The organism is Streptosporangium amethystogenes, assembly GCF_000721075.1.
GTDB lineage: Bacteria > Actinomycetota > Actinomycetes > Streptosporangiales > Streptosporangiaceae > Streptosporangium > Streptosporangium amethystogenes.
Genome location: NZ_JOEQ01000028.1, coordinates 56,243 through 80,601, shown reverse-complemented (window position 1 = coordinate 80,601; position 24,359 = coordinate 56,243). Strand labels below are relative to the sequence as shown.

Below are 24,359 nucleotides of genomic sequence, written 5' to 3'. Positions count from 1 at the left end.
CAGCAGCCAGGCGTCGCGCCGACCGATCCGGCGCACCCGGCATCGCCGATCCCAACCGACCCGCCGCAGCTGCCTCCCGTGCGGCAGCCGCCACCGCCCGCCTACGAGCCTTACTCCACGCCCATCTTCGCCGCCTTCCCCAGAGCAGTCTGGCGTCAGACGTGGAGCAACAACCCTCAGGAGCGCCTGATCAAGGAGATCAGGAGGCAGACCGACGTTGTCGGCATCTTCCCCAACCGCGACTCGATCATCCGGCTCGTCGGCGCGGTGCCGGCCGAGCAGAACGAGGAGTGGACCGAACAGCGCCGCCACATGGGACTGGAGGTCCTCGCCGAGTGTCACAAGAACACCGGTTCGCCCGATTCCAAAAAAAGACAAACAATGATAAAGTGACCATTGAGGCGATTGCTTCCTAATAGTCACCGATTACGGGTGGCCTTTTCAAACACCACTTCCCTGGGCGCGGCCGCGTCCGGAAGCGCCCGCAAGCATCGGGGCCCCCAGGTCCCGCCTCGCGGATGCCCCCACCGCGACGGACGCCCGGCCGACTCGCGACGGAGCCCGCGTGCCCACGATCGACCCCCGACGTCTCCTCGTCCTCCGTGCCTTCGTGCTGTCCGACTCGGTCACCGCGACCGCGGCGGCGCTGCACCTGACGCCGTCCGCGGTGTCGCAGCAGCTCGCGGCGCTCGAGCGCGAGGTCGGCCACGCGCTCGTCGTACGCACGGGGCGCAAGCTGGCGCTCACGCCGGCCGGGCGCATCCTCGCCGGGCACGCCGAGGAGATCAACTCCCGGCTGAAGATCGCCGAGGCCGACCTGGCCGCACACGCGGGCGGTGTCCTCGGGCAACTCCGGATCGGCGCCTTCCCCACAGCGATCAGCTGGTTGGTGGCACCTGCCATCGTCGAGCTGCGCCGCCAGGCGCCGGGCGTCGACGTCACGGTCGTCGACGCGGAGGCGCACATGAGCCACCGGATGCTGATGCGCGGCGATATCGACGTGACCGTCAGCCTGGAGTACGAGTCCGACCCCGAGCGCGACTCCCCCGACATCGTGAAGTTCCCGCTCTACATCGAGCGGTTCAAGGCCGTCCTCCCCCACGCGCACCCGCTGGCCGGCGAGGAGGGCATCGGGCTCACCCAGCTCACCGAGGAGGGCTGGATCATGCCCTCGCCCGGTAACCCGTGCCGCACGATGGTGCTGCAGGCGTGCGCCGAGCTCGGCTTCCACCCGCCGATCAGCCACGTCTCGGACGACTATCGCGCCGCGCTGGCGCTGGTCGCCGCCGAGGCGGGGATCTGCCTGGTGCCGGAGTCCGCGCTCTCCGCCCGCGACGCCGACTGGGTGACGATCCTGCCGACGCGCGGCATCGCGCCGCTGCGTAAGGTGATCATGACGACGCGGCGCGACAACCAGGGCCACCCCGTCGTACGCGCGGGGCTGGAGGCGATGCGGGCCGCTGTCGCCGAGCCGGACTCGGAGGTCTACGGCCCGCTCGCACGGTCCGACACCTTCAGCGTCGAGTGACGGCTCCGGCCGACGGCGCGTTCTCGCGGAGGAAGGCGTCGACGTGCCGGTGGTACTCGTCCGGTTTGTCGCGGCGCACGCAGTGGTGGGCGCCCTCGATCACGACGACGTCGAAGCCGGGCGCGACGGCCGTGAGGCGCTCACGGGAGTGCTTGTCGACGATGACGTCGCCGGTGCCGGTGACGAGCAGCGCCGGTACGCCGGCCGGGCCGACCGTGATCTGCCGCGCGGTCGGCGTCCAGATCCGGCGCTTCTCGTGGACCCGCTGCTCCATGTAGTCGATGTTGACGGCCTTCATCGCCTCGGCGAGCGGGCGCAGTTCCTGCTCCGCCCAGTGGGGCTTGAGCTCGCGCTGCATGTCCATGAGCTCCTCGACCGACGCCGTGTCGGCGTAGTCGAAGGGGTCTTTGGCGGTCTGCTCGACGCTGAGCCACGGGTTGGGACCGGCCTCCGGCACCCACCACGGCGGGTCCTCGAGCACGACGCCGGCCACCAGGTGCGGGGCGTCGGCGGCGACGAAGGCGGCGATACGCGCGCCCATGGAGTGCCCGACGACGAGCGTCTTGCGCTTGGTCTCGTCGAGCATGTCCTTGAGGATGTCGATCGCGTCCTGCACCATCACGTCGGTGGACGGAACGCCCTCGTGCTCGGGCAGGCGGCTGGGCGACTTCCCATGGCCCCGGGCGTCCGGCGCCACGATGTGGTAGTCGCCGCACCAGCGGTCCACGGCGTCGCCGTAGCACGCGCCGGACTCCACGGCGCCGTGCAGGATGAGGATGGCGGGCGCATCTGCTGCGTCCCGCCCGTACTCTCGGACGAACAGGTCGGTTCCCACGTGTCCTCATTCAGTACTCTGTCGCGCCGGCCTCCGGCCGGCTCACGACGGGGTGGTCGTTCGGTGAGTCATGGTCATGATCGTGGCACGCCCGGTCGGCGTCGCGCAACGCTCCCGCAGGTCAGGCCGGGAGCTCCGCCTCCGGTGTCGCTTCGACCAGCGCGCGCGTGCAGGGATGCTGCGGGGAGCGGAAGATCTCGTCGGACGGGCCGGTCTCGACGATGCGGCCGCGCTGCATGACGGCGACGCGGTCGCTGTAGAGCCGGATCACCGCCAGGTCGTGGCTGACATGGAGGAACGAGATCCCCTGGTCGCGCTGCAGGTCGGCCAGCAGGTTGAGGATCTGGGCACGCACCGACACGTCGAGCGCCGAGGTCGGCTCGTCCGCGATGATCAGGTCCGGCTTGAGGGCGAGCGCGCGCGCCACGGCGACGCGCTGGAGCTGCCCGCCGGACGCCTCGTGCGGGTAGCGCCCCAGGTAGTCGGCGCCGAGGCCGACCGACTCCAGCAGCGCGACCAGCTCGGCGGTCGACGTCGTCTCGCCGTGCGCACGGAAGACGTTCTCCAGTGTCTGCCGCACGGTCTGCAGCGGGTTCAGCGACGCCAACGGGTCCTGGAAGACCATGGCGACGTTGCGCCGCAGCCGCCGCAGTCCTCGCCGACTGAGGCCGGCGACGTCCTGCCCGTCCGTACGGACGGTGCCGGACGTCGGCACCACCAGGCCGTTGGCCATCCGCGCCAGCGTGGACTTGCCCGAGCCGGACTCGCCGACCAGGCCGAGCGCCTCGCCCCGCTCGACGTGGAGCGAGACGCCGTCGACGGCGAGGAAGCCCTTGCGCCCGCGGCCGAAGCCACCGGCGGTGCGGTAGCGCTTGCTGACGTCGCTCATCTCCAGGATCGGCTCGCTCACCGGGCGACCTCCTGCAGTGCGGGGAGACGATCGAGGTGGCAGGCCGCAAGGTGCAGGCCGCCGCTCTCGCTGGTCGGGCGGACGGTGGGCAGCGGTGTCTCGACGACACAGCGCTCGCCGACCTGGTCCGCGAGGCCGCAGCGCGGCGCGAAGGCGCAACCCGGTCCGGCGTCGCGCAGCGACGTGGGCGCGCCGGGGATGGCGCGGAGCCGGGTCCGCTCCCCTCCGGTGTCGAGTCGGGCGTCCAGCCGCGGCGTGGCCGCGCGAAGACCGACGGTGTACGGGTGGGCGGGCTGATCGAAGATGTCGCGGAGGCTGCCGTACTCGGCCTGGCGGCCGGCGTACAGCACGAGGACGTCGTCCGCCACGCTCCCCACCACCCCGAAGTCGTGGCTGATCAGGAGCATCGCCATGCCGTACTCCTGCTGGAGCTCGCGGAGCAGGGCCAGGATCTGCGCCTGCACCGTCACGTCGAGCGCGGTGGTCGGCTCGTCGGCGATGAGGAGCGCCGGCCGGTTCACCAGGGCCATCGCGATCACCGCGCGTTGCCGCATGCCGCCGGAGAACTCGTGCGGGAAGCGGCATACGGCGTTCGCGGGCTCGGGGATGCCGACCCGGTCGAGCATCTCGACCGCACGGGCCCGCGCAGCGCGGCGGGTGACCGACGGGTCGTGCAGGCGGACCGCCTGGGCGATGTGCGCGCCGATGTCGAGGTACGGGCTGAGCGCGGACATCGAGTCCTGGAACACCATGGCCACGTCGGAGCCGCGGGCCCGGCGCAGCTCGCGCTCGTCGGCGGAGAGCATCTCCCGGCCGGCGACGACGATCCGGCCCCGGGCGCTCGCCCCGCGCGGCAGCAGCCGCATGATCGCCCGGCCGGTGATCGTCTTGCCCGACCCCGACTCGCCGACCACGGCGAGCGTGCGGCCGCCGTCCAGCCTCACGGAGAGGTCCCGGACGACATCGGCGGTGACGCCGCCGCTGGTGAACGAGACGCACAGGTCCTCGACCTGGAGTACGGGGTCAGGCACGGCGGATCCTCGGATCGAGAAGCGGCATCAGCAGGTCGGCGATCAGGTTGCCGATGATGATGAGGAAGGCGGAGAAGAGCGTCACCCCGACGACGATGCTCAGGTCGGACTCGTTCACGCCGGACAGCAGCAGGTCGCCGAGCCCGTGCAGGCTGAACACCTTCTCCGCGATCACCGACCCGCCCAGGAGCGCGGTGACGTCGAGCGCGAACATCGCCACGACCGGCACCATCACGCCGCGGACGGCGTGCCGGTTCACCTGCCGGGCCGACGCGCCGCGCGCGGTCATCGCGACGAGGTGGTCGGCCGAGAGCTCGTTGAGGAGCTGGGTGCGGGTGACCCGGATGTAGCCGGCGGCGAGGATGAACGACAGCACCATCCACGGGCCGATCAGATGCCAGGCCCAGTCCGTCGGTGACTCCGAGAACGACACGAAGCCGGAGTACGGCAGCGCGTTGAGCATGAAGCCGAAGACCTGGACGACGAGCAGGCCGACGAGGAAGGTCGGCACCGACAGCCCGAACATCGCGAAGCCGGTCGAGAACCGGTCGACGACCCCGCCCTTGCGTATCGCCGACAACGCGCCGAAGCCGATGCCCACGACGAGGCACAGGACGGCCGCGCCGAACGCGAGCGACAACGTGACGGGCAGCCGCTCGGCGATGAGCGTCGTGACGTCGCTGCGGTTGGGGAATGAGTAGCCGAAGCAGGGCGCGTGGCAGTGCACCTGCTGGGCGCCCTCGCCGTACGTACGGCCGACGAAGAGGCCCTTCACGAACTCGGCGTACTGCCACACCGTGCTCTGGTCGGTCTGCATGTATGCGCTGACCTTGGCCCGGGTCTCGGGCGGGCACGGCTTGCCGCACATGGCGCGGGCCGGGTCCTTCGAGGCCCCGAAGAAGAGGGATATCGTCACGAAGGCGATCGCGAGGAGCATGAACACCGCGGTGACCATGCGGCGGGCGATGTAGACGATCATGCAGCATCCTCCATGCGCACGTCGAGGACGTCGCGGAGCGCGTCACCGGCGAGCGTGGCGCCGAATACGATCAGGAACACCACGGCGCCCGGGAAGAGCATGTACCAGACGTCCGCACCGCTGTAGATCCACGGCAGCGAGTCCGAGAGCAGCTTGCCGAGGTCGGGGACGTCGCCACGCAGGCCGACGCCGAGGAACGACAGTCCCGCGACGACGCTGACGTTGCCGGGCAGTGACATCGCGAACAGGACGACGACCAGGCCGAAGAGGTGGGGCAGCATCTCGCGGCGGATGATCTGCCAGGGCGCAGCCCCGGTCGCGCGCGCCGCCTCGACGAAGGTCCGGGCGTTGATGGCGCCGGCCTGAGCGCCGATGATCCGGGCCGGGACGGTCCAGCCGAAGAAGGCCAGTACCAGCACGAGGACCAGACCCCGCGGCATCTCCGGCGGCACGATCGCCATGATCGCGATGACGAACATCAGGCCAGGAAAGCCGAACATGAAGTCGATCACCCGCCCCGCGACGGCGTTGAGCCAGCCGCCGAAGTACCCGATCGCCGTACCGAGGACGGCGGCGAAGGCGATCGACAGGATGCTCGCCCCGAACGCGATGAACAGCGACGAGCGGATGCCGTAGACGATCTGGGCGAACAGGTCGACGCCCGTCACCGGGATGACGCCGAGCCAGTGGTCGGCGCTGACGCCACCGAAGGCGCCCAGCGGACGGCCGCCGTCCGGGTGGAGCAGGTCGGTGTGCAAGGTGTTCGGGTCCTGTCCCTCGATCCGCACGAGCAGCGGGGCGCAGAGCCCCGCGACGAGCGGCACGACCAGCATGACCAGGCCGGCGACGCCGGTCCGCTTGCGGAGGAAGCGGCGGAGGACCGGCGTACCCCGGCCCTCCGCCTGCTGGATCTCAGCGATCGACACCGACGACCAGCTCATTCGCGAACGGCGGGTAGGCGGGGATGAAGTAGTTCAGGATCTTCGAACCGGCCAGGGCCTGCGTGCGCTGCACGAGGATCGGCACGACCGGGGCGTCCTCCATGATCTGCTTGTCGATCGCGGCCCACATCTTGGCGGCCTTGTCGAGGTCCGGCTCCGCCATCGCGGCGTCGATCGCGGCGTCCACCTCGGGGTTGGAGAACTTCGAGGCGTTGCCGCCGCCGTTGTCGATCTCGCTCGACGCGAACAGCGGCTGGATGGTGCTCATACCACTCGGGAGGTCCGCTCCCCAGCCGTTCGTCGTCATGTCGTAGTCACCGTCGGCGGACGAGACGAGTTCGTACCAGGTGTCGCCGTCGAGGCCCTTGAGCTCGACCTTGACGCCGACCCGCGCCAGCGAGTTCTTGATGCTCTGGGCTTCCTTCTCCTCGATCGCACTCACATCGGTCGGGTAGGTCAGCGTGAGCTTCAGGTCGGAGACTCCAGCGTCGGCGAGCAGTTCCTTCGCCTTGTCGACGTTGCCGGTGTCACCGCCGTCGTACAGGTTGTACTCGGTGTAGCCGGGGATGCCGGGCGTCATGATGGTCGAGGTGATCTGGCCGCCGAACTTCGGGCCGCCGTACACGCTCTGCACCTCGGCCTTGTTGATCGCGTAGTTGATCGCCTGCCGCACGCGGACGTCGGAGAGGCCCGGGCGCTTGACGTTCATGGCGAGGTAGCGGAAGTAGCCTGACGGGCTGTTGGCCATGCGGTCGGAGATCGACGGGTCGGACTCGATCCGCTGGAACTGCGACGGCGAGATGAGCGCGTTGCTGATCGCGGTCTCGTCCTCGCCCTTGTCGTCGATGAGGCGCTGCACGATCGTGTCGTTGTTCAGGCCCATGTCGAGGACGATCTTGTCCGGGCCGGCGAACCGTGCCTGGTCGGTTTCGGCCTTCCAGTTCGGGTTGCGGACCAGCACCGCCTGCGAGCCCTTGCGAAAGCTCGTCACCTGGTACGGGCCGCTGGCGACCGGGTGCTCGCCGTACGTCTCCGGCTTGGTGTCGGCCGCAGCCGGCACCGGCGCGAAGGCCGGCATGCTGACGATCCACGGCCAGTTGCCGAACGAACGCGTCAGGTGGAAGACAATCTTGTGGTCGTCGACGACCTCGATGGAGTCGAGCTCCTTGCCGTCGTACGGGCCGTCGTAGTCGGTGCCGCCGACCAGCAGCGTCTTGTGGTAGCCAAGGCCACCCTGGAACATCGGCGCGAACGACCGCTCGATGCCGTACTTCACGTCCTGCGCGGTGATCGGGCTGCCGTCGGAGAATTTCAGGCCCTCCTGCAGCGTGAAGGTCCACGTCTTGCCGCCGTCGTCCGTCGTACCGGTGTCGGTGGCGAGGTCCGGCACGAGGATCGTGTCCTTGTCCGGGAACGTCCGCCACGACGTCAGCCCGCGGTGCACCCACCGCAGCCGGCTGGTCGGCACCATCTGCGCGTTGGCGGTCTCGAAGGACTCGGTCGCGCGCCGCGAGAGGTAGTGCAGCGTCCCGCCCTGGGACACCGACTCGAGCGCCGTCGCGTTCTTGTCCTTCGTCGGCTCGGTGGACTGCGAGTTCGCGTTGCAGCCCGCCACCACGAGGGTCAGGACGAGCGCGAGCCCTGCGGGCACCACTCTCCGGGATCGATTCGCCATAGATCGCGCTTCCTGTGAGGCGGTCCCGATCGGTCGGGTCCGCTGCTTGGATCTCAGGAAGGGAGTCTGTTGGCGGGCGAGAGCGCGCGTCCATCGAGGAGTTCTGCAGGGGATCTTTCAGAAAATCTGAAAGATCGCGGAGATCTGCGCGCGCGGCGTCCATGATAGCCCGGCGGTCCCGGTGGCTGGAAGACCGGCGCACACCCACGGGCGGGACCTGGCGTTCCGCTGCAGCTTCTGCCCTTCCTGGTCCGTGAGCCTGCGCACCTTGACTGGTTGTGTCACCCTGCCTCCCAAGCGCCGATCGAACGTGATCAGCACCCATCCAGTCGGCACGAGCGTCCTGCACGCCAACCCGGTGATCGTTTCCGGTCACAGCGCTGGACCCCTGAGAGCAGCCTCGTTGGTACACGGCAGGGTTATCCGGCCGTCTCGTCCGACCCGCTCCACGCCGCCTCCGCACAGCGGAGGCGGGCCGCTTCGGCCGGTGTGGCGTCGCGGACCTCATAACCGTGCTGCCCGTCGGGCCCCAGGACCGTCACGATACCGGTGACCAGTACCTTTCCGCTCATGACGTCGTGGCAGACGACGCGTCGGTCAACACCGAAGGTTTCGTGAGCAGGCCGATCGGCGTAGTCCCAGCGCCAGCCCCGGTAGGTTCCACCCGGCTGCGGCTCGTACGCCTGGACGTCGGCGGTGAAGGTGACGTCGTCCGGGTTCAGGATCTCGGCGGTGTGTATGCGCGCGGCAAGGTCTCGGGCCCGCTCCTCACGCCGCTCGGGAGCCCACCGTTCGACCGTTTCCGGCAGATGGTGCCAGTAGTCGATGATCTGCGGGTATTTGCTGACGAGCTCGGTCAACCAGTGCTGCCATCCCTCGCGTTCGGCCACGGCGGGCACCTCCCGCTCCGCCATCGCCGCCCGCCAGCGGTCGAAGGGCATGTCCGCCGGCAGACCCTGGGCCGCCAGGAAGTCGGCCATGGTCATCCCCTGGCGGACGAGCTGCTTGTTCAAGGCTTCCTGCCGGCGGCCGATCCGCGCCGCGGGCCAGTGCTCGGCCGTAGAGACCGGTACTTCGACCGGGCGCGCCTGCCGGCCGTTCGCCCTGTCGGGACGCGCGTGCCGGGCCGGGTCGAAGACGTCCCGGATCGGCCAGAACCTGATCAGCCACTGCTCGGGCGTGCGCTCGTCCCACGCCCGCTCGAACTGTTCCTCAGAGATGAACTCCGGCAGCTCCCCGCCCTTCTGGGTGTGCGCGGTGACGCCGTACAGGAAGTGGGGCGGGCCGATGATCAGTTGCCGGCTCGCCTCCTCGGCCAACGATCCCACGGTGACGAACCCGGTGCCGCCCTCGATGGTGGTGTCCTCAACCAGCAACCACGGAGCCCCGGGGTCAGAAGGCCGCTCATCCCACGCCTCCAGCCGGATGTCTGCGGGGTGATCCTCGCCGTCGGGGCTTTCCAACAAGAGATAGCCGTCGCTGCGTTCGAAGAAGACCCCCAGCTCCCCGAGCTGCACCCACACCTCGTCATCGCAACCGCGCAGCAACCACGCCATCGGACCCGCCTTCCTGCCGCCGTCCATTGATCAACGGGATCGGAGCGTAGAGGACGACGGCGACAGGACGCAGACGGCCGGTCCTGGGGCCGGGAGAAGGAACCCCACCAGCCCGGCGGCCAAGCGCCGGCACCGAGACGACCACGGCCGTCACCATGGCCCGCGAGCGGAACAGTGACGAGACCTCCAAAAGCGCGGACATCACCGCCGGCCCGGACTGCACGGCCAGGACCGCCGCTTCAAGTTCTACGAGCTACGGGACAACCTCGCCCCGGGACGGCCTGTCGCACTGCCCGCCGCCGGTCACGCGGGGCGTGACCGGCGGCCGGATGTCAACGTGTCACACGATCTGGATGGCGACGACCTTCGGAGGGTGGTTCGGGAAGGTGATGTCGTGCCAGCGCTCGATCTTCACCGAGTCGCCGTTGGCGTCGTAGTAGATCAGGTCGTTGTTGCCCGTGGAGATGCGATCGACCCACCATCCGCCGAAGTCGGTCCTTCCACCGTTGGCGTAGCAGTCGACGCTCTGGCGGCCGTCGAGGTGCGACCAGATCTTCAGGAAGTTCTCGCCGCCAACGCATTGGACGTGGTCGATGGCGAAGGCGGTGCCGCCCGGGATGGCGACGGTGAAGGCGGCGGCTGCGGCGAGTGCCACGGCCATGGAACGGGCGTTCTTCTTGCTCTTCGAGATCACAGACTCTCCTCCTGCGGAGACCGGCGCGCACGGCTCCGGCCCTGTTGGTGACGTCGAGTTCCGATGGAACGGTGCTTCGTCGGGCTGGCAGACAGCCGACTGCGCACCGGAGCGGCCCCTCGCGGCTGCGCCTTTCCGTGACACAATCGGACGGTCCGGTAACTCAAAGTAACATCGCTCTTTGGGGGGCGACCGAAGTACGCCAGAAGGACACCGTGAGCCGGGGCGATGTACCAGATAAGGGACCGTTATCCGGTACATGGCCGTCGCCAGGTGCGGCGACCTACGGGAGCACCGGAACGGCCGCCGCGCGACTCGGTTGCGTGATCCGCTACATCGACGGTCCAGCAAGATTCAATGTGGGTTCTGGGACCGTCCAGGCGAGATTGAACGCTAAGCGTTGTCCCCGCAGGTCAGACGATGGATGCTCGCCGGGGCCACTGATCAGGCGTGTCCAGGTGAGGTGACACCGGAGCCACAGCTGAACTCGCCTGTTCGACTGTCGCGAGTTCTCGGCGACGTGGACCTCGATGGTGACTGTCCGTGCTCTCTCAGCCGGCGTGCAGGATGCGAAAGCGATCGGGTTCCGCCGGATCTCGATCAACGACTTGGACGGGGGGCCAAGCCCATTGCCAAACGCCGATGCCTGGCGTGCGGGAGAACCGGATCTGCCCGCGGGTGCCTTCGACTGCGACACGCGGCCAGGTTTCGGCAGTGCAGGCCCGGTCCGCGCCGTGAGAACGCAGCACCTCGGCGAGGACGGCGACTGTGTCGTAGCCCTCGAAGGCGACGAAGGAGGGCGCTGCGCCCAGCCGCTCACGGAGGGCCGTCTCGACTCGTGCGCCGAGTGGGGTGAGGCGCTCGGGCAGGTAGCGCAGGAACGGGATCGCGGCGCCGTCTTCGCCCAGCAACGTCGCCCATTCGGCGAACTCCGGTTGCCCAGCCGGAGCACCGATCATGATCTCGGCGAGGCGCTGGTCGCGGCGGACAGACGTGACGATCGATACTGCCGGCTCCGGGTGGCCCACCAGAAGAAGGAGGGCACTCGCGCGATTGTCGACGAGCTCGTCGCACACGGCCGCGGGGCCGAGCGCGCGCATGTCGAGTTCGATGACGGTGCCGCCACGTGGAGCGAGGTGGTCCCGCAGAATGCGGGCCCCAGCTGCCCAGTAGACACTCGGCTGGGTTGCTAGGGCGATTCGACTGTGGCCCGCGCTGAGGAGGAAGTCCGCGTAGATCTGCCAGCCGTGGGACTGCGCCGGGGCCAGGCGCGCGACCCATTCCGTTGGCTGTTCGGTGAGCGCGTCGAGAACCGCGGACGAGCAGAGAAATGGCAGGCCGAGGGCGTCGGCCCTGGCGGCAGCGGCGCGAGCGACGACGCTGTGATACTCCCCCGCCAAGGCGGCCACGCCCAGGCGAGCCAATTCGTCTACGGCCGCCGCGGCCCTCTGTGGATCAGCCGCGGTGTCTCGGACCACCAGCTCGAGTGGTCTTCCGGCGATTCCGCCGGCCTCATTGACTTCGCGAACGGCCAGCTCGAGTCCAGCGAGCAAGTGTTGGCCTGCCTGGACCCAGCCGGGCCGAGTTAGCGGAACGAGAGCGCCGATCTGGACGGATGATCCGTCAGTCCGCTCCGCTACAAGTGGCGTTGGTGGCGTATTCATGCGTTGGCGTCTCCTGTGTGATGATCAGATTGCAGTATGCCCGGATCACAGAGATCACAGAGATCACAGACTGGCAACGGAGATCGCCTGGTCAACTGTCATGAGTGTCGACAACGTCAAGCTCGGGCTCGAAGTTGAGCAGCATGCCCACCACGTCGGCGTCGTTCTCGGCCTCGTCGGTGGCCAGGTCGTCGAGCACCGCGCCCTCACCGGAGAAGCCGCGCCGGCGCTCGGGCGAGAGGGTGAGCGTGTAGCGCATGCCCGGCAGCTCCAGCTCCCAGGCGCTGAAGGCGGCGCCGGCCGGACCGTACACCCGGACACGGAGTGTATCGGCGAGCCAGCCGAACGTGATCAATCTCGGCGGCTATCGTTCCGAGGGCATCATCGGTGTCAGGGAAGTGGTCATCGGGGCGAGGCCGAGGTCGGCGAGCACGGCCGCGCCGCGCTCGGCGTGGTCGCCGCCGGCGAGCACCATGGTCCGTGCGGACTGATAGAGGGAGCCGGCGGCGTCGAACGCATGCGCCGTGGCGAGCAGCGCCCTCTGGTCGCCGTCGAGCAGGGCTTCGGCCCGCTCCACGATGGCAGCGGCGACCGGGTTGCCGGCCACGACGCTCCGGGCCTCGGCCAGGCTGTCGCGAGCGTCGGGGCTCCCTGCGAGCACGGCGGCCTCGGCCCGCAGCGCGACATACCAGTGGAGCCAGATCCAGGTGACCCACTTCCACACCTGCCTGGGCTCGGGGGCCATCCGCTCCAGCGCCTCCGGTGCCTGCCCGTGGTGCAGGAAGAGCATCGCGTCGAAGATCGCTCCGTAGCCGTACGTACGCTCCGGTGGGGTGCCTAGCTGATCCAGGACCTCCTGCCATTCTCGCCGGGTGTCCTGGTCGTCGCGGAGGCCGTGGATCATCGCCACCCCGGCCGCCGCCGGGCCGAGGTACGACCGGGCGGGGCTGCCCGCGCGCCGCCACGCGTCGAGGAACCGGACGCTGCCGGTGAGCACCTCGTCGACGTCGCCCGCCAGCGCGCCGACCACCAGCAGCCGGCACGTGGCCTGGTGCCCGACCTCCGCCATCGACGGATGGTCGGCCAGTTGCCGTGCCCATCGGCGGGCACCCGGCACATCCCCCGCGCCGAGGCCGGCCTCGGTGACCATGCCGAGCGCGTCGATCAACTCCCGGGTGCCGACCGGCGAGACGGGCACGGACGACAGGAGTGTGACCCGGCGCCGGGCCAGGGCCGCGGTGGCGAACGTGTCGCCGGCCCAGCTGTGAGCGCAGGTGAGCGCGTCGAGCGCGGCCGACTCCGCGAGCGGGTCGCCGGTCCGGCGGGCGAGCTCGACCGCCCGCTCGGCGCGCGCGATCGTCTCCGGCACGGTGTTGCCGGGCGGGCCCTGGGCGGCGCCGAACGTGTCGGCGAGCACCGCGACCTCGGCCAGCGCCACCGCCGCCTGCGCGGCCGGATCGTCGCCTGCCAGCTCCCGCGCCTCGATGATCAGCGCTTGTGCCTCCTCCAGGGAGGTGAGCCGCAGGAACATGGCCGAGAACCGGAACGCGTCAGTGGCGGCGGTCGCCAGGTCGGCGGCGGCACCCGCGGTGTCGCCGGACCTGCGGGCGGCGTCCGCGGCCGCGCGGCGGAGGCGGTACATGTCATCACCGACCGTCCGGCAGCCGGCCACGGCCGCGGCCTGCCGGAGCATCGCCGCGGTGGCGGCGGGATCGCTCGCGAGCGCGGCCGCCTGCTCATAGCGCCACTGGGACTCCCCGGTCAGGTTACGGGTGAAGGTCAGCTCCGCCAGGTGCCGGGCGAGATCGTACGCGTCCGTACGTTGCTCCGGCCGGTCCGCCGCCCATGCCAGGGCCGCGCGGAGGTCGTCCGCCACCAGGTCGAACCGGGCCCGCCAGTCCTGCCGGACCACCGCCAGGCAGGCGGCCTTGGCCAGGCACCAGCGAAGGTGCCGGGACCGAGCGTCGACCAGCTCACCGGCCTCGGCGAGCCGCTCCGTCGCGTACTGGCGGATGGTCTCCAGCGCCCGGTACTCCGTCCCGCCAGGGGACACCGTCACCACCAGCAGGCTCTGCTCGGCGAGCCGGGCCAGCCCGTCGGCGACCAGGCCTTCCTCGGACCCGGCCACCTCCGCCGCCGCCGCGGCGGTGAACGGCGCCACGAACACCGACACCCGCCGCAACAGCGCCCGGTCGGCCGGCTCCAGCAGGGCATGGCTCCAGTCCAGCGCCGCCCGCACCGAACGGTGCCGCTCATCGGCACGGGAGCCGCCGGTGAGCATCCGGAGCGGGTGGGACAGGGCGGCGGTGATGCCGTCCAGCCCGAGTGTGGGATAGCGGGCGGCGGCCAGTTCGATCGCCAGCGCCATTCCCTCCAGCCGCTCACAGATCGAGGCGATCTGGTCGCGTAGCGGAGGATCCAGCGGCCAGCCGACCGCCGCCGCCCGCTCCATGAACAACGCGACCGCGTCCGACTCACCATCGACGGCCAACGACAGCGGTGGGACCGGATACACCCGTTCGAACGGCACCATCAGCCGTGCCCGGCTGGTCGCCAGCACCGTCACCCGAGGGCACGTCGCCAGCAGCCGCTCAAGAAACAGCGCCACCCCGTCCACGACGTGCTCGCAGTTGTCCAGGACCAGCAGCGCATGACGGTCGGTCAGCGCGGCGACCACGGATCCGGTCATGTCGCGGCCGGGCTGCTCGCCGAGGCCGAGCGCCCCGGCGACCGCGGTCGCGACCATGCCCGGATCGGTGACCGGGACCAGATCGACGAACCACACCCCGTCGGAGTACTCGCCGGCTGTCTCCGCGGCCACCGCCAGCGCGAGCCGGGTCTTGCCCACCCCGCCGGGACCGACCGCGGTGACCTGATGGTGTGCCTTGAGCATGCCGGTCAGCTCGGCCCGCTCGCTAACGCGGCCGACGAACGAGGTCAGCGGGGCCGGCAGAACCGATGCCGGGCGGGACGGCCCGGCGTCGGCCGGCTCGGGCGCCCGCCGGGCGAGTGCCCGCCGATCCGGCACCTTCAGCTTGCGCAGCAGTGAGGAGACGTGGCTCTCCACCGTACGTACCGAGATGAACAGCCGTGCCGCGATCTCGGCGTTGCTGAGATGGGCCCCGACCAGTTCCAGCACCTCGGCTTCCCGAGGTGAGATCTCCACTCCTGTCACCACTGTCCCAGCTTGGCGTATCCCGTTCGCACCCCCATCCATGATGGCCGCCATGCGTGATCCGTGCCGTCGATCCGTGGACGTTCCGTGGTCACCACGGATGTGACCCGGCCGGGCCGGAAGCCAAGCTGTGAACACGCGAACAGCGGGTCGATATGATCCACGACCACAGGAGTGACCATGACCGGCTCTTCCACCCAGGGCATCAAGACCGTGCTGCACCCCGTGTCCGACCTGGCGAAGGCCAAGGCGGTGTACGCGGCCCTGCTCGGTGTCGCGCCACAGAGCGACTCGTCCTACTACGTCGGCTTCGAGGCCGAGGGCCAGCACATCGGACTGGTACCCAGCGGTGGACCGCAGGGCATGACCTCCCCGGTGGCCTACTGGCACGTACCGGACATCGAGGCGAAGCTGGCCGAGGTGACCGCCGCAGGGGCCACCGTGAAGGAGGCCGCGCACGACGTCGGTGGCGGCCGCCTTGTGGCCACCGTCACCGACCCCGACGGCAACGTCCTCGGACTGCTTCAAGACCGATGAACGCCGGCCCCGCGCCCAGCACCGCCGCGACACCGAGCACCGGCTCATCCCCGGCGAAGGGCCGCCGGCTCGTCTGGCGCCCTGGCCGGGCGCCCTACCTGGGCCGAGGCCCACAGGCGGTTGGCGCCGCCCCGAGTCGAGGGCCATAAGCGCCCTTCTCAAGATCGAGCACACCAAGATCCTTAAGGGGGAATCTGCCATGAGCAGCACGTACGAGGGATTCACGGCCGAGGAACGGGCCGCGATGAAGGACCACGCCCAAGAGCGGAAGACGGCAGCGCGCCGCAGCTCGCGCGCGGACAAGGCGGCGGAGGCGGCGCGGGACGTGCTCGCCAAGATCGCCGAGATGCAGGATTCAGACCGGATCATGGCTGAGCGCGTCCACGCCGTCATCATGGCCAACGCCCCGGTCCTCGCGCCGAAGCTCTGGTACGGGATGCCCGCGTACACACTGGACGGCAAGGTCATCTGCTTCTTCCAGAGCGCGGAGAAGTTCAAAGCGCGCTACGCCACGCTCGGGTTCGGCGACCAGGCGAAACTGGACGAGGGCACGATGTGGCCGGCCGGATTCGCCCTGACCGAAGTGACGGCCAAGGTTGAGGCACAGATCGCCGCGCTCGTGAAGCACGCGGTGAGCTGACCCGCGCTCGGTCCCAGACGGCAGGAGCCGACAGAAACGGGCCGCACCATGAAGTTCCGGGGGTACGAGGTGACCAGGCGAAAGCCGGGCTGCCCGGCCCCCGGTGCCCCGGTCGCGGGGGTTTCGACGCAGTGGCCGCTCTCAACCTCCACCGCCTGATCAACCGGAGAAGTGGCCTCTGGCGTTGGATCTGATCGATGAGGTGATCGGCTGGGGCCTTGTTCCGCGGGTGATCGTCGCCGACGCCGGCTACGGCCAGATCACCGCCTTCCGCCACGGCCTGGCCGAGCGTGGCCTGGACTTCGTCGTCGCGGTCCGCTCTGATGAGTCCGCGCACCCGCACGATGCGGTGCCCACCACGCCTACCTGGAGTGGCAACGGCCGCAAGCCCGCCGCCCGCTATCGGGCCAAGGCGTCCTCGCTGAGGGACCTGGCCGCCGCGGCGGGGCGTGCAAGCTACCGGCGGGTGACCTGGCGAACGGGCTCCAAAGGCCCGATGCGCTCCCGGTTTCGGGTCCAGAGTGTGCGCCCGGCCGGGGTCGCGACGCGCAGGCACGCCAGATCGCAGGCAGCGGGGCCGACCGGCTGGGACGGGGTCTTGCCCACGGTGACGTTGCTGACCGAGTGGCCAACCGGCGCTCAGGCGCCCACCGAGTACTGGCTGAGCAGCCTGGGCGAGGAGGTGGCGCTGCGGCGCCTGGTCCGCCTGGCCAAGATGCGCTGGCGCATCGAGCACGACTACCGGGAGATGAAACACGGTCTGGGCCTGGACCACTTCGAGGGCCGCACCTGGCGAGGCTGGCACCATCACGCCACCTTGGTCACCGCCGCTCACGCCTTCCTGACGCTTCGGCGTCTGGACCCAAAAGCCCCAGCGCCGGCCTGACCTTCTACCAGGTCCTGGCCACGCTCCAGGACCTCATCCGCGCGTGGACCGGCGCGTGTCCTACCTGTCACCTCGACCTACCCGCCGCAATACGGCCAGAACACCACCCACCCGAACCAACCTAACGAAGTACTACTAGGGGTTCCGATCTCTTCGGGCTGGATGGGAGATCGTGATTGCCTGGCCCACAACGATGCCCGCCCGCGGCCTTATACGCGCAGCTTTGTCAGCCGGTCGGTGGCCTCGTGCGGTGTCATGCCGGCGCCCCGTTGGTAGGCGGTGTCGTAGTCGGTACGGCCGAGCCGTTCCGCGATCACCTCCGCAAGGGAGCGCAGTTCGATGTCGCCGTGGTCGAAGGTGCCGCGGATGGCCTGACTCAGGCCGAGCGCGGTGGCCGCGCCGACCGGATCGTCCTCCAGGACCAGCAGCCGGGCCAGGAGCTGGGCGGCCCGAGGGGTGTCCATGTGCGCCTGCGCCGCCTGCACGGTACGGGGCAGCAGCTCGCGTGCGGGTGCGGCGTCCCCGGCGGTGAGGAGGTTCGCCATCCTGGCGGGCACCAGTAGGTTCTCGACCGTCTCCGCCGTAAGGAGCAGCCGGCGGGCGAGTGTCTCCATCCGGTCGAGTTCCTGGTCGGCCCGTTCGATCTCGCCGGAGCGGCGGTACAGCTCGGCCAGGCTGCCCAGGACCTCGATCTCCAGCACGGGCTGACCGCGCTCCCAGACCGCTCGTTCGGCGGTTTCGATGTCGTGCCGGGCGCCGGTCAGGTCGCCGGCGCGCATGCGTTCGGTGGCGAGCCCGAGCCGGGTTGAAACCTCGTCCTGCGAGCCGAGGCCGATGGCGATCGCGATGCTGTGCTCGTAGGCGGCGATCGCCTCGTCGTGTTCGCCGCCGATGGAGTGGATCTGCGCCAGGCCGTACAGCGTCTTCGCCGTCCACCATCGATCGCCCACCTCCTCGAACGCGTGCAGCGCCGCTGCCATCGCGGTCGCGGAGCTTTCCCGGTCGCCCCGTTCGCGATACCGCATGGCTTCGATCATGAAGGTGCAGGCGATCGCCCAGCGGTCCGAGCCGCTGCGCACCCGGGCGATCTCCTGGTCGGCCAGCTCGTCCAGCCCGAGTGGCGCCGCCATCACCAGCGCTATCGTCAGCAGCATCGGATAACGCCGCAGCGCGCCCGTGTGCGCGCAGTCGTCGATGAGCGCGCGCAGCCGCTCGGGGTCGGTGATCGGCCCGCCCCCGCCGGCTACCAGGTGGATCGCGGTGAACGCGGCCCGGGCGTCCGCGGGCAACGCGTCGCCGAACTCGGCGACCTTGGCGACGTAGGCATCGGCCCGAGCGTCGTAGCGGAGCATGACCCAGTACCAGTACATCGGGCCGAGGAGGCGGGCCGCCGCATGGGCGTCGCCGGTGTCGATGGCCGTTTGCAGGGCGAACATCAGGTTGTCGTACTCGGCCTGGAACAGCCGCAGCGACTCCACCTGCTTGTCCGAGCGCAGCAGCGGCTCGTGTTCCTCGGCCAGGTCGGCGAAGTGCCCCGCGAGCCTGTGCAGGACGGCCTCGGCTTCCCCCGCCAGGCGAAGCTTGTCCGCCGAATGGGCTCGGATGGTCTCCAGCATCCGGTAGCCGTCGCCGGCCCGCTCCACGATGGACTTGTCGATCAGGGAGTCCAGCAGATAGATGACCTCGCCCGCGGGGAGCGTCTCATCCGAACAGACCGCCTCGATCGCGGCGATCCCGGTTCTCGCCAGAAAGATCGAAATTCGGCGGGCCAGCGTCCGTTCTTGATCGGTGAGGAGGTCCCAGCTCCATTCGATGACCGCATGAAGTGTCTGCTGCCGCGGCTGGGCGGCCCGGTTACCTGTGCTGAGCAGCCGGAAGCGGTCATCCAGCCGCCGGGCGATCTGGTCGGCGCTCATGGTCCGCAGCCGCGCCGCTGCCAACTCCAGGGCCAGCGGCAGCCCGTCCAGCCGGCGCACGATGTCCGCGACCGAGGCCGCGGTTGACGCGTCCAGCGTGAAGCCGGGCTGTACGGCTGCCGCGCGATCGAGGAACAGCTGCACCGCGGCCGACTCGCCGGCCCGAGCGGAATCCGCGTGCGCGGGCGGCAGTTCGAGCGGGCCCAGACGGCACAGCGTCTCACCCATGACTTCCAGCGGTTCCCGGCTCGTGGCCAGGATGGTCAAGTACGGCTGGCGCTCCAGCAGCTGCCCGGCGAACTCCGCGACGGGTCCGGAGATCTGTTCGCAGTTGTCGAGAACCAGCACGCCTTCACCACCGGCGAGCAGATTGACCACCCGCTCCAGCGGTGTACCGGACGGCCGGGCATCGGCGACGCTGAGCGTGCCCAGCACCGCGCCGGGCAGCCCGTCCGCCGTGGTCACCCCGGCCAGGGGAACGAGCCAGACCCGGCCGCGCCGATGGGCCCGATGTCGGCTCACCGCCTCCACGGCCAGGCGGGTCTTGCCTACTCCCCCGGGTCCTGCGACGGTGATCAGCCGCGAGGTCTCCAGCAACCCGGCGAGCAGTCTCAGCTCCTCCGCCCGGCCGACGAAACTGGTCAACTGGGCCGGCAGGCGTCCCGGCACCGCCTCCGGCCGAACCTGTTCCGCCTCGGGGATCTCCAGCTCTCCCCGCAACACGGCCAGATGTGTTCTGCGCAGTTCCTCGGACGGGTCGACGCCCAGTTCCTCGGCGAGCGTGCCGCGGACCTGTTCGAACACGGCCAGCGCATCGGACTGGCGGCCTGCCGCGTGCAAGGCTCGCATGCGCAATCCGGCCAGCCGTTCGCGCAACGGGTGGCCGGCGGCCACCGCCGCCATATCGGCCAGGATCGCGTCGTGGCGGCCCAGTCTCAGCTCCGCCTCGAACCGGTCTTCAATGGCCGCGACGCGCAGCTCCTCCAGGCGCGCGCCGGCCGTACCGGCGAAGGGGGCATCGCGCACGTCGGCCAGCGCGTCTCCCCGCCACAGCGCCAGCGCCTCGTCCAGCAGCGCGTCCGCTCGCTGCGCGGTGCCTGCGGCCAGTTCGCGACCGCCCCGCCTCGCCTTCTCCTCGAACCGATAGGCGTCGACGCCCTCGGCGCGGATGTGCAGGCGGTATCCGCCGGCCGCCCTCTCCACGACCCCGGCCCCGCCCAGCGCCTTGCGCAGCCGATGCACCAGCCCATGCAGCGCATTGACGGTGCCCCCGCGCGGACGCTCCCCCCACAGGCCGTCAACGAGTGCATCGACCGACACCAGCTCGCCCTCGGCCAGTGCCAGCCGGGCCAGCAGCGCACGAACCCTCGTCCCGCCGACATCGATCGGCGCACCATCGTCGGCATAGGCCCGGACCGGTCCCAACACCTCAATACGCATGCACAAAGGCTATGAGCGCGAAGACGCACATGCCGCTGAAAGTGGCGCCATGCCGGCTGAAAGAGCGTTCTAAGAGGCATGTAAGCGCCGGTGGACACCGTGGAGGACGTACGGAAGAAACGTCAGAAAGGCAGTGCAATGGCAGCGCACGAAAAAGTGCAGCAGGTGCTCGACTGGGCGGTGGCCGAGGCCGGCATCCCCGGCATCGTCGCCGACATCAAGGACGGGGACCGGACCTGGTTCGGCACCGCCGGCGTCGCCGACCTCACGACCGGTGCCCTGCGCCAGCCGGGCGAATACCTGCACACCGGCAGCAGCGGCAAGGCCTTCACCGCCGCAGTGGTCCTGTCCCTGGAGGCCGAGGGCAGGCTGAGCATCGACGACCCGGTGGACAAGTGGCTGCCGGGCGTGCTGAACGTCAACGGCTACGACGGCAACAAGATCACCATCAGGCACCTGCTCAGCAACACCAGTGGTCTGTTCGTGACCGGCCTGGCGCCGGAGATCAGCCACCGCTACGCCACCCGTTCCGGGTTCGCCGAGCATCGTTTCGACGAATTCAGCACCGAAGAGCTGTTGAGGGTGGCGGTGTCCCAGCCGCCGGTCGGTGCGCCCGGCGAACGCTTCGAGTACGCCAACGGCGGCTTCTACCTCGCCGGGGCGATCATCGAGAAGGTCACCGGCAACAGCTACGCCGAGGAGGTCGAGCTCAGGGTCGTTCAACCGCTCGGCCTGACCGACACCCGCGTGCGCCCCTCCACGGACACGGGATACCCCGATCCGCACCCGCGAGGGTATTCGAACCTCTTCTTCAAGGACGGCACCGACCCGGCAGCCGTCACCCCGGAGAACTGGGAATCTCTGATCGAGGAGCCCGGACTCGAACCCCTCGACGTCACCGAGTTCAACACCTCGCTCGGCTGGTCGGCCGGCAATGTCGTCTCCACCACCGGCGACATGATCCGGTTCGTCAACGCGCTGGCGAGCGGCAGTCTGCTGCCGCCGGCCCAGCACCGGCAGATGTGGACCACGGTCTCAGTCGAGGGCGGTCACTGGATGCCGCACGCCCGATATGGCCTCGGCCTGTTCGAGTTCGACAAGGACGCCACGGGTGGCCGGACGCTGCGCGGTGTGGGTGGCAGCCTCTGGGGGTCCTACACCTGCGCGGTGGGTACCCCCGACGGCCGGCACACCATCGCCGTCCACACCAACACCGAATGGAAGACCTGGGACCTCATGTTCAAGGTCATCGAAGCGGAGTTCGGCGTCTCCGTCGGTGCGTAAGCACGCTGCCCGCCACCGGCTCGCGATGTCCACTTCGGCCTCCCACTCGTTGCCGGACTCGCTCCGGTAGGAGACCACCACGCGCCGCCGGTCCGCGATGGCGGCCACGAGCGCGCTGGTGATGGCGGGATCCGGACGGGCCGCGAACCGGTCGGGCGCCGCCGACGCATGCTCGCGCAGCGCCGCCGCCTGCCGTCCGACGTTCTCAGGCAGGGCCCGGATGACCTTGCCCAGGGCGGCGCCGACGAGGTCGCCGACGTCGGCGGCCGTCGGCTGGCCGTCGAGCACCACCATGACCAGGCCAAGCGCCTCGGGCTCGGTGAAGGCGACCGAGGCAGCTTCGTCCCGCGTCCGAGCCGGTACCCGCCGTAGGGGCCGCGGGCCGACTCGACGGGGATGCCCGCCTCGCGGAGGATCCCGACGTACCGGCGCGCGGCGCGCTCCGTGACGCCCAGACAGGCGGGAGCTCGCCGGCCGTCACGCCGGGGCGGGTCCGAAGGATCTCCATGGCGCGCAGAGCCCGTGCGGTGGGGCTGAGATCGGTCGGCACACGAGCACATTAGGAGGTCACGGGGTGAATAGGAAGTAGAACGTCCGGAATCGGTCCTAGCCTGACGTCCTGACCGAGTTCCGCGGGCACGACCTCGCCGGAACCGCGCTGAAGAAAGAGAACTGATCATGGATATCCTGCTCATCGCCAGCCTGTGGCTCGACGGATCCGCATGGGACGACGTCGTGCCCACGCTCGAGGCGCTCGGCCACCGCCCCGTACCGATCACCCTGCCCGGGCAGGGCGACGGATCCGCCTCCGCCACTCTCGACGACCAGGCGGCAGCCGTGCTCGCCGCCGTAGACTCGGCATCAGGAAAGCCCATGGTGGTGGGACATTCCGCCGCCTGCACCCTGGCCTGGCTGGCCGCCGACGCGCGCCCGGAGCGGGTCGCCAAGGTCGCGCTCATCGGCGGCTTCCCGTCCGCCGACGGGCAGCCCTACGCCGACTTTTTCGAGCTGAAGGACGGCGTCATGCCCTTCCCGGGCTGGGGTCCGTTCGAGGGGCCGGACTCCGCCGACCTCGGCGAGGAGGCCAGGCGGGACTTCACGTCCGCGGCGATCCCCGTCCCCGCGGGGGTGACGAAGAGCGTGGTGCACCTGACGGACGTGCGACGGTTCGACGTCCCCGTCCTCGTCGTGTGCCCCGAGTTCACCCCCGCCCAGGCTCAGGAGTGGATCGCCGCGGGGGACGTGCCCGAGCTGGCCAAGGCCAAACACCTTGACCTTGTGGACATCGACTCGGGCCACTGGCCCATGATCACCAAGCCGGCCGAGCTCGCCCGGCTTCTGGCCGCGGCAGCCCCCGAGGCTTGACGCAGTTGCCGGCCTTGCTGACCCCGCGGATGCGGGACCTGACCCGGGCCGCAGATCCTTAAGGAAGCTCCGACCTGCATATCCGTTGAAAATCTCGCCGATACCGCCGGGACCCCGTGAGGTGTCAGGACAAGACGGTGCAGATGAATCGGGTGAGGCCGTCGTGCACGTTGATGTATGCGTAGGTCTGGGCGCTGGAGTAGATGGCGTGGTCACCGGAGCGCAGTATGGTCGGGCCTTGCTCGCGCTCGATGCACAGCGTGCCCTGGGTGACAACGACCATCTCTGCCTCCACGGGGCTGACGCTGAGCTTCGGTGAGGTGGTAACGCTGGTCAGCGCAGTGGCGATCGCAGCGGAGATCCTCCTCATCGGCCTGTTCGCCGGCACGGTCGACCTGGGCCGCGTCACGGTCGTGCAGTTGCTCGTCGCCGGCAGCCTGTCGCTGATGACGATGCCCATCGCCGGCGAGAGCGTTCCGTCGTTCTCGTGGATCTGGCTCGTCGCCGCGATCGGGCTCGGGGCCGCGAGCTGTCTGATCCAGTTGACCATGAACTGGGCACAGCGCTCCGTGTCACCCACCAGGGCGACGGTGATCTATGCCGGCGAGCCGGTATGGGGCGGTGTGGTCGGCCGTCTCGCCGGTGACCGGCTTCCCGGACTCGCGATCGCCGGAGCTCTGCTGATCGTCGTCGGCGTGCTCGTCAGCGAACTCACGCCACGCCCGCGGCGAGGCCTTCGGGGAAGCTGAGTGCGGAAATCAGCGTCATCAGCGTTTGAGGTAGGTCAGCAGGCAGCGCCAGCCGATCAGCCGCGCGACCACGATCAGCGCGAACGGCCTGCTCAGCGTCTCCGGCCCACTGAACCGGGCATCGCCGGTGAGCAGGCCGTAGCCGCCGGCGCAGAGCGCGACGATCAGCGGAGCCGGGGCGAGCAGCAGCCCGTAAACGTCCAACGTCCCGGTCCGGCCCCCGACACCGGCCAGGACCGGCCGGGCGAGCCTCGGCCACAACAGGGCGACCGCCCACTGGGTCAGCTGGATGACCTCGCCAGGGGTCGGCGTGACGGCCTGTGCCGCGCCCAGCACGCCGGAGGCCACGAAGGCGAACACCCCCGCAGGCGCCACCGAGATCGCTCACGCGGTCACCCTCGCTACCGCCCAGCTCAACGCCCACGCCCATCTCTGGATCTGGGCACGACCGCCCCCGCAGCCCCGAGCCCTGCGCCGCACGTTCGTCTACTTGCCATGAGGAACGGAGCCCTAGGGCCTGTGTGATGTTGTGATCAGCCTCTGGGTTCCGTTCC

21 protein-coding genes and 3 pseudogenes are annotated in these 24,359 nt (G+C 69.9%); 9 read left to right on the top strand and 15 right to left on the bottom strand.

Annotated elements, in window-relative coordinates; translation table 11 throughout:
* Window positions 1-126 precede the first annotated feature (126 nt).
* Together IG98_RS49280 and IG98_RS0131945 are read left to right on the top strand one after the other, a co-directional pair.
* Window positions 127-393: pseudogene (locus IG98_RS49280) on the top strand (transposase); the annotation flags it as partial.
* A gap of 172 nt (window positions 394-565) precedes the next feature.
* Entirely contained in the window at window positions 566-1,528 is a 963-nt protein-coding gene (locus IG98_RS0131945; protein ID WP_051753233.1) for a LysR family transcriptional regulator, read from the top strand.
* On the opposite strand, the gene IG98_RS0131940 is transcribed toward IG98_RS0131945, so the two are convergent.
* The 11 genes from IG98_RS0131940 to IG98_RS0131885 all read right to left on the bottom strand — a co-directional run bounded on the left by IG98_RS0131940 (window position 1,515) and on the right by IG98_RS0131885 (window position 14,991).
* The gene (locus IG98_RS0131940) at window positions 1,515-2,363 is read right to left on the bottom strand and encodes an alpha/beta fold hydrolase (protein ID WP_030920695.1); all 849 of its coding nucleotides are present in this window, start codon (window positions 2,361-2,363) and stop codon (window positions 1,515-1,517) included. The two genes, IG98_RS0131945 and IG98_RS0131940, sit on opposite strands and share 14 nt — an antisense overlap.
* Window positions 2,364-2,484: 121 nt before the next feature.
* Window positions 2,485-3,273 carry an ATP-binding cassette domain-containing protein gene (locus IG98_RS0131935; protein ID WP_051753232.1) on the bottom strand — a complete coding sequence of 263 codons (789 nt, stop codon included), beginning with the start codon at window positions 3,271-3,273 and terminating at the stop codon, window positions 2,485-2,487.
* Window positions 3,270-4,304: an ABC transporter ATP-binding protein gene (locus tag IG98_RS0131930; RefSeq protein ID WP_211264193.1), complete on the bottom strand. Its 1,035-nt coding sequence runs from the start codon at window positions 4,302-4,304 to the stop codon at window positions 3,270-3,272. The genes IG98_RS0131935 and IG98_RS0131930 overlap by 4 nt, the downstream gene beginning before the upstream one ends.
* The gene (locus IG98_RS0131925) at window positions 4,297-5,283 is read right to left on the bottom strand and encodes an ABC transporter permease (protein ID WP_030920686.1); all 987 of its coding nucleotides are present in this window, start codon (window positions 5,281-5,283) and stop codon (window positions 4,297-4,299) included. Before IG98_RS0131925 ends, IG98_RS0131930 begins: the two co-directional genes overlap by 8 nt.
* Window positions 5,280-6,209 (bottom strand): ABC transporter permease, encoded by a 930-nt coding sequence (locus IG98_RS0131920; protein WP_051753231.1) that lies wholly within the window; start codon window positions 6,207-6,209, stop codon window positions 5,280-5,282. The genes IG98_RS0131925 and IG98_RS0131920 overlap by 4 nt, the downstream gene beginning before the upstream one ends.
* On the bottom strand, window positions 6,196-7,899 hold the full coding sequence (locus IG98_RS0131915) for an ABC transporter substrate-binding protein (RefSeq protein WP_030920680.1): 1,704 nt from the start codon (window positions 7,897-7,899) through the stop codon (window positions 6,196-6,198). The genes IG98_RS0131920 and IG98_RS0131915 overlap by 14 nt, the downstream gene beginning before the upstream one ends.
* 419 nt (window positions 7,900-8,318) lie before the next feature.
* On the bottom strand, window positions 8,319-9,455 hold the full coding sequence (locus tag IG98_RS0131905) for a hypothetical protein (RefSeq protein WP_157594625.1): 1,137 nt from the start codon (window positions 9,453-9,455) through the stop codon (window positions 8,319-8,321).
* 340 nt (window positions 9,456-9,795) lie between these two features.
* Window positions 9,796-10,149 carry a beta/gamma crystallin domain-containing protein gene (locus IG98_RS0131900; RefSeq protein WP_030920672.1) on the bottom strand — a complete coding sequence of 118 codons (354 nt, stop codon included), beginning with the start codon at window positions 10,147-10,149 and terminating at the stop codon, window positions 9,796-9,798.
* 551 nt (window positions 10,150-10,700) lie between these two features.
* On the bottom strand, window positions 10,701-11,813 hold the full coding sequence (locus tag IG98_RS0131895; RefSeq protein WP_030920669.1) for an ABC transporter substrate-binding protein: 1,113 nt from the start codon (window positions 11,811-11,813) through the stop codon (window positions 10,701-10,703).
* Between the two features lie 91 nt (window positions 11,814-11,904).
* On the bottom strand, window positions 11,905-12,126 hold the full coding sequence (locus IG98_RS0131890) for a hypothetical protein (RefSeq protein WP_245651803.1): 222 nt from the start codon (window positions 12,124-12,126) through the stop codon (window positions 11,905-11,907).
* 51 nt (window positions 12,127-12,177) lie between these two features.
* Window positions 12,178-14,991 (bottom strand): ATP-binding protein, encoded by a 2,814-nt coding sequence (locus IG98_RS0131885; protein ID WP_245651802.1) that lies wholly within the window; start codon window positions 14,989-14,991, stop codon window positions 12,178-12,180.
* Between the two features lie 177 nt (window positions 14,992-15,168).
* Between IG98_RS0131885 and IG98_RS0131880 the strand changes: the two genes are divergently transcribed.
* The 3 genes and pseudogenes from IG98_RS0131880 to IG98_RS0131870 form a co-directional block, all read left to right on the top strand.
* The gene (locus IG98_RS0131880) at window positions 15,169-15,525 is read left to right on the top strand and encodes a VOC family protein (RefSeq protein WP_030920659.1); all 357 of its coding nucleotides are present in this window, start codon (window positions 15,169-15,171) and stop codon (window positions 15,523-15,525) included.
* Between the two features lie 199 nt (window positions 15,526-15,724).
* Window positions 15,725-16,165, top strand: coding sequence for an iron chaperone (locus IG98_RS0131875; RefSeq protein WP_030920656.1), 441 nt, complete (start codon window positions 15,725-15,727; stop codon window positions 16,163-16,165).
* Between the two features lie 124 nt (window positions 16,166-16,289).
* Window positions 16,290-17,051 (top strand): annotated as a pseudogene (locus IG98_RS0131870) (IS701 family transposase); the annotation flags it as partial.
* 209 nt (window positions 17,052-17,260) lie between these two features.
* On the opposite strand, the gene IG98_RS0131865 reads toward IG98_RS0131870, so the two are convergent.
* The gene (locus IG98_RS0131865; protein WP_030920650.1) at window positions 17,261-20,407 is read right to left on the bottom strand and encodes an AfsR/SARP family transcriptional regulator; all 3,147 of its coding nucleotides are present in this window, start codon (window positions 20,405-20,407) and stop codon (window positions 17,261-17,263) included.
* A 138-nt stretch (window positions 20,408-20,545) separates the two neighbouring features.
* On the opposite strand from IG98_RS0131865, the gene IG98_RS0131860 reads away from it, so the two are divergent.
* Window positions 20,546-21,691, top strand: a complete 1,146-nt coding sequence (locus IG98_RS0131860) for a serine hydrolase domain-containing protein (protein ID WP_037971755.1) — start codon at window positions 20,546-20,548, stop codon at window positions 21,689-21,691.
* Window positions 21,692-21,859: 168 nt separating this feature from the next.
* Complete coding sequence (locus IG98_RS52760; protein ID WP_030920635.1) at window positions 21,860-22,063, top strand: hypothetical protein; 204 nt, start codon at window positions 21,860-21,862, stop codon at window positions 22,061-22,063.
* Window positions 22,064-22,089: 26 nt separating this feature from the next.
* Here IG98_RS52760 and IG98_RS54940 read toward each other — a convergent pair.
* A pseudogene (locus IG98_RS54940) lies at window positions 22,090-22,251 on the bottom strand (hypothetical protein); the annotation flags it as partial.
* A gap of 118 nt (window positions 22,252-22,369) precedes the next feature.
* Here IG98_RS54940 and IG98_RS0131850 point away from each other — a divergent pair.
* Window positions 22,370-23,056 (top strand): alpha/beta fold hydrolase, encoded by a 687-nt coding sequence (locus IG98_RS0131850; protein ID WP_030920631.1) that lies wholly within the window; start codon window positions 22,370-22,372, stop codon window positions 23,054-23,056.
* Between the two features lie 124 nt (window positions 23,057-23,180).
* Here IG98_RS0131850 and IG98_RS52755 read toward each other — a convergent pair whose 3' ends face one another.
* Window positions 23,181-23,339: a cupin domain-containing protein gene (locus tag IG98_RS52755; RefSeq protein ID WP_211264192.1), complete on the bottom strand. Its 159-nt coding sequence runs from the start codon at window positions 23,337-23,339 to the stop codon at window positions 23,181-23,183.
* Here IG98_RS52755 and IG98_RS0131840 point away from each other — a divergent pair.
* Window positions 23,326-23,805: a DMT family transporter gene (locus tag IG98_RS0131840; protein ID WP_211264191.1), complete on the top strand. Its 480-nt coding sequence runs from the start codon at window positions 23,326-23,328 to the stop codon at window positions 23,803-23,805. The genes IG98_RS52755 and IG98_RS0131840 overlap by 14 nt on opposite strands.
* A gap of 18 nt (window positions 23,806-23,823) precedes the next feature.
* Here the strand turns inward: IG98_RS0131840 and IG98_RS0131835 are convergent, their stop codons facing one another.
* On the bottom strand, window positions 23,824-24,165 hold the full coding sequence (locus IG98_RS0131835) for a hypothetical protein (protein WP_051753229.1): 342 nt from the start codon (window positions 24,163-24,165) through the stop codon (window positions 23,824-23,826).
* Window positions 24,166-24,359: the final 194 nt, after the last annotated feature.

What these genes read in the sequence shown, in the direction of transcription:
- IG98_RS0131925 (WP_030920686.1), bottom strand. Translation starts at nt 5,283, where the DNA reads ATGATCGTCTACATCGCCCGCCGCATGGTCACCGCGGTGTTCATGCTC.
- IG98_RS0131915 (WP_030920680.1), bottom strand. Translation starts at nt 7,899, where the DNA reads ATGGCGAATCGATCCCGGAGAGTGGTGCCCGCAGGGCTCGCGCTCGTC.
- IG98_RS0131905 (WP_157594625.1), bottom strand. Translation starts at nt 9,455, where the DNA reads ATGGCGTGGTTGCTGCGCGGTTGCGATGACGAGGTGTGGGTGCAGCTC.
- IG98_RS0131895 (WP_030920669.1), bottom strand. Translation starts at nt 11,813, where the DNA reads ATGAATACGCCACCAACGCCACTTGTAGCGGAGCGGACTGACGGATCA.
- IG98_RS0131880 (WP_030920659.1), top strand. Translation starts at nt 15,169, where the DNA reads ATGACCGGCTCTTCCACCCAGGGCATCAAGACCGTGCTGCACCCCGTG.
- IG98_RS0131875 (WP_030920656.1), top strand. Translation starts at nt 15,725, where the DNA reads ATGAGCAGCACGTACGAGGGATTCACGGCCGAGGAACGGGCCGCGATG.
- IG98_RS0131865 (WP_030920650.1), bottom strand. Translation starts at nt 20,407, where the DNA reads ATGCGTATTGAGGTGTTGGGACCGGTCCGGGCCTATGCCGACGATGGT.
- IG98_RS0131860 (WP_037971755.1), top strand. Translation starts at nt 20,546, where the DNA reads ATGGCAGCGCACGAAAAAGTGCAGCAGGTGCTCGACTGGGCGGTGGCC.
- IG98_RS52760 (WP_030920635.1), top strand. Translation starts at nt 21,860, where the DNA reads ATGCTCGCGCAGCGCCGCCGCCTGCCGTCCGACGTTCTCAGGCAGGGC.
- IG98_RS0131850 (WP_030920631.1), top strand. Translation starts at nt 22,370, where the DNA reads ATGGATATCCTGCTCATCGCCAGCCTGTGGCTCGACGGATCCGCATGG.
- IG98_RS52755 (WP_211264192.1), bottom strand. Translation starts at nt 23,339, where the DNA reads ATGGTCGTTGTCACCCAGGGCACGCTGTGCATCGAGCGCGAGCAAGGC.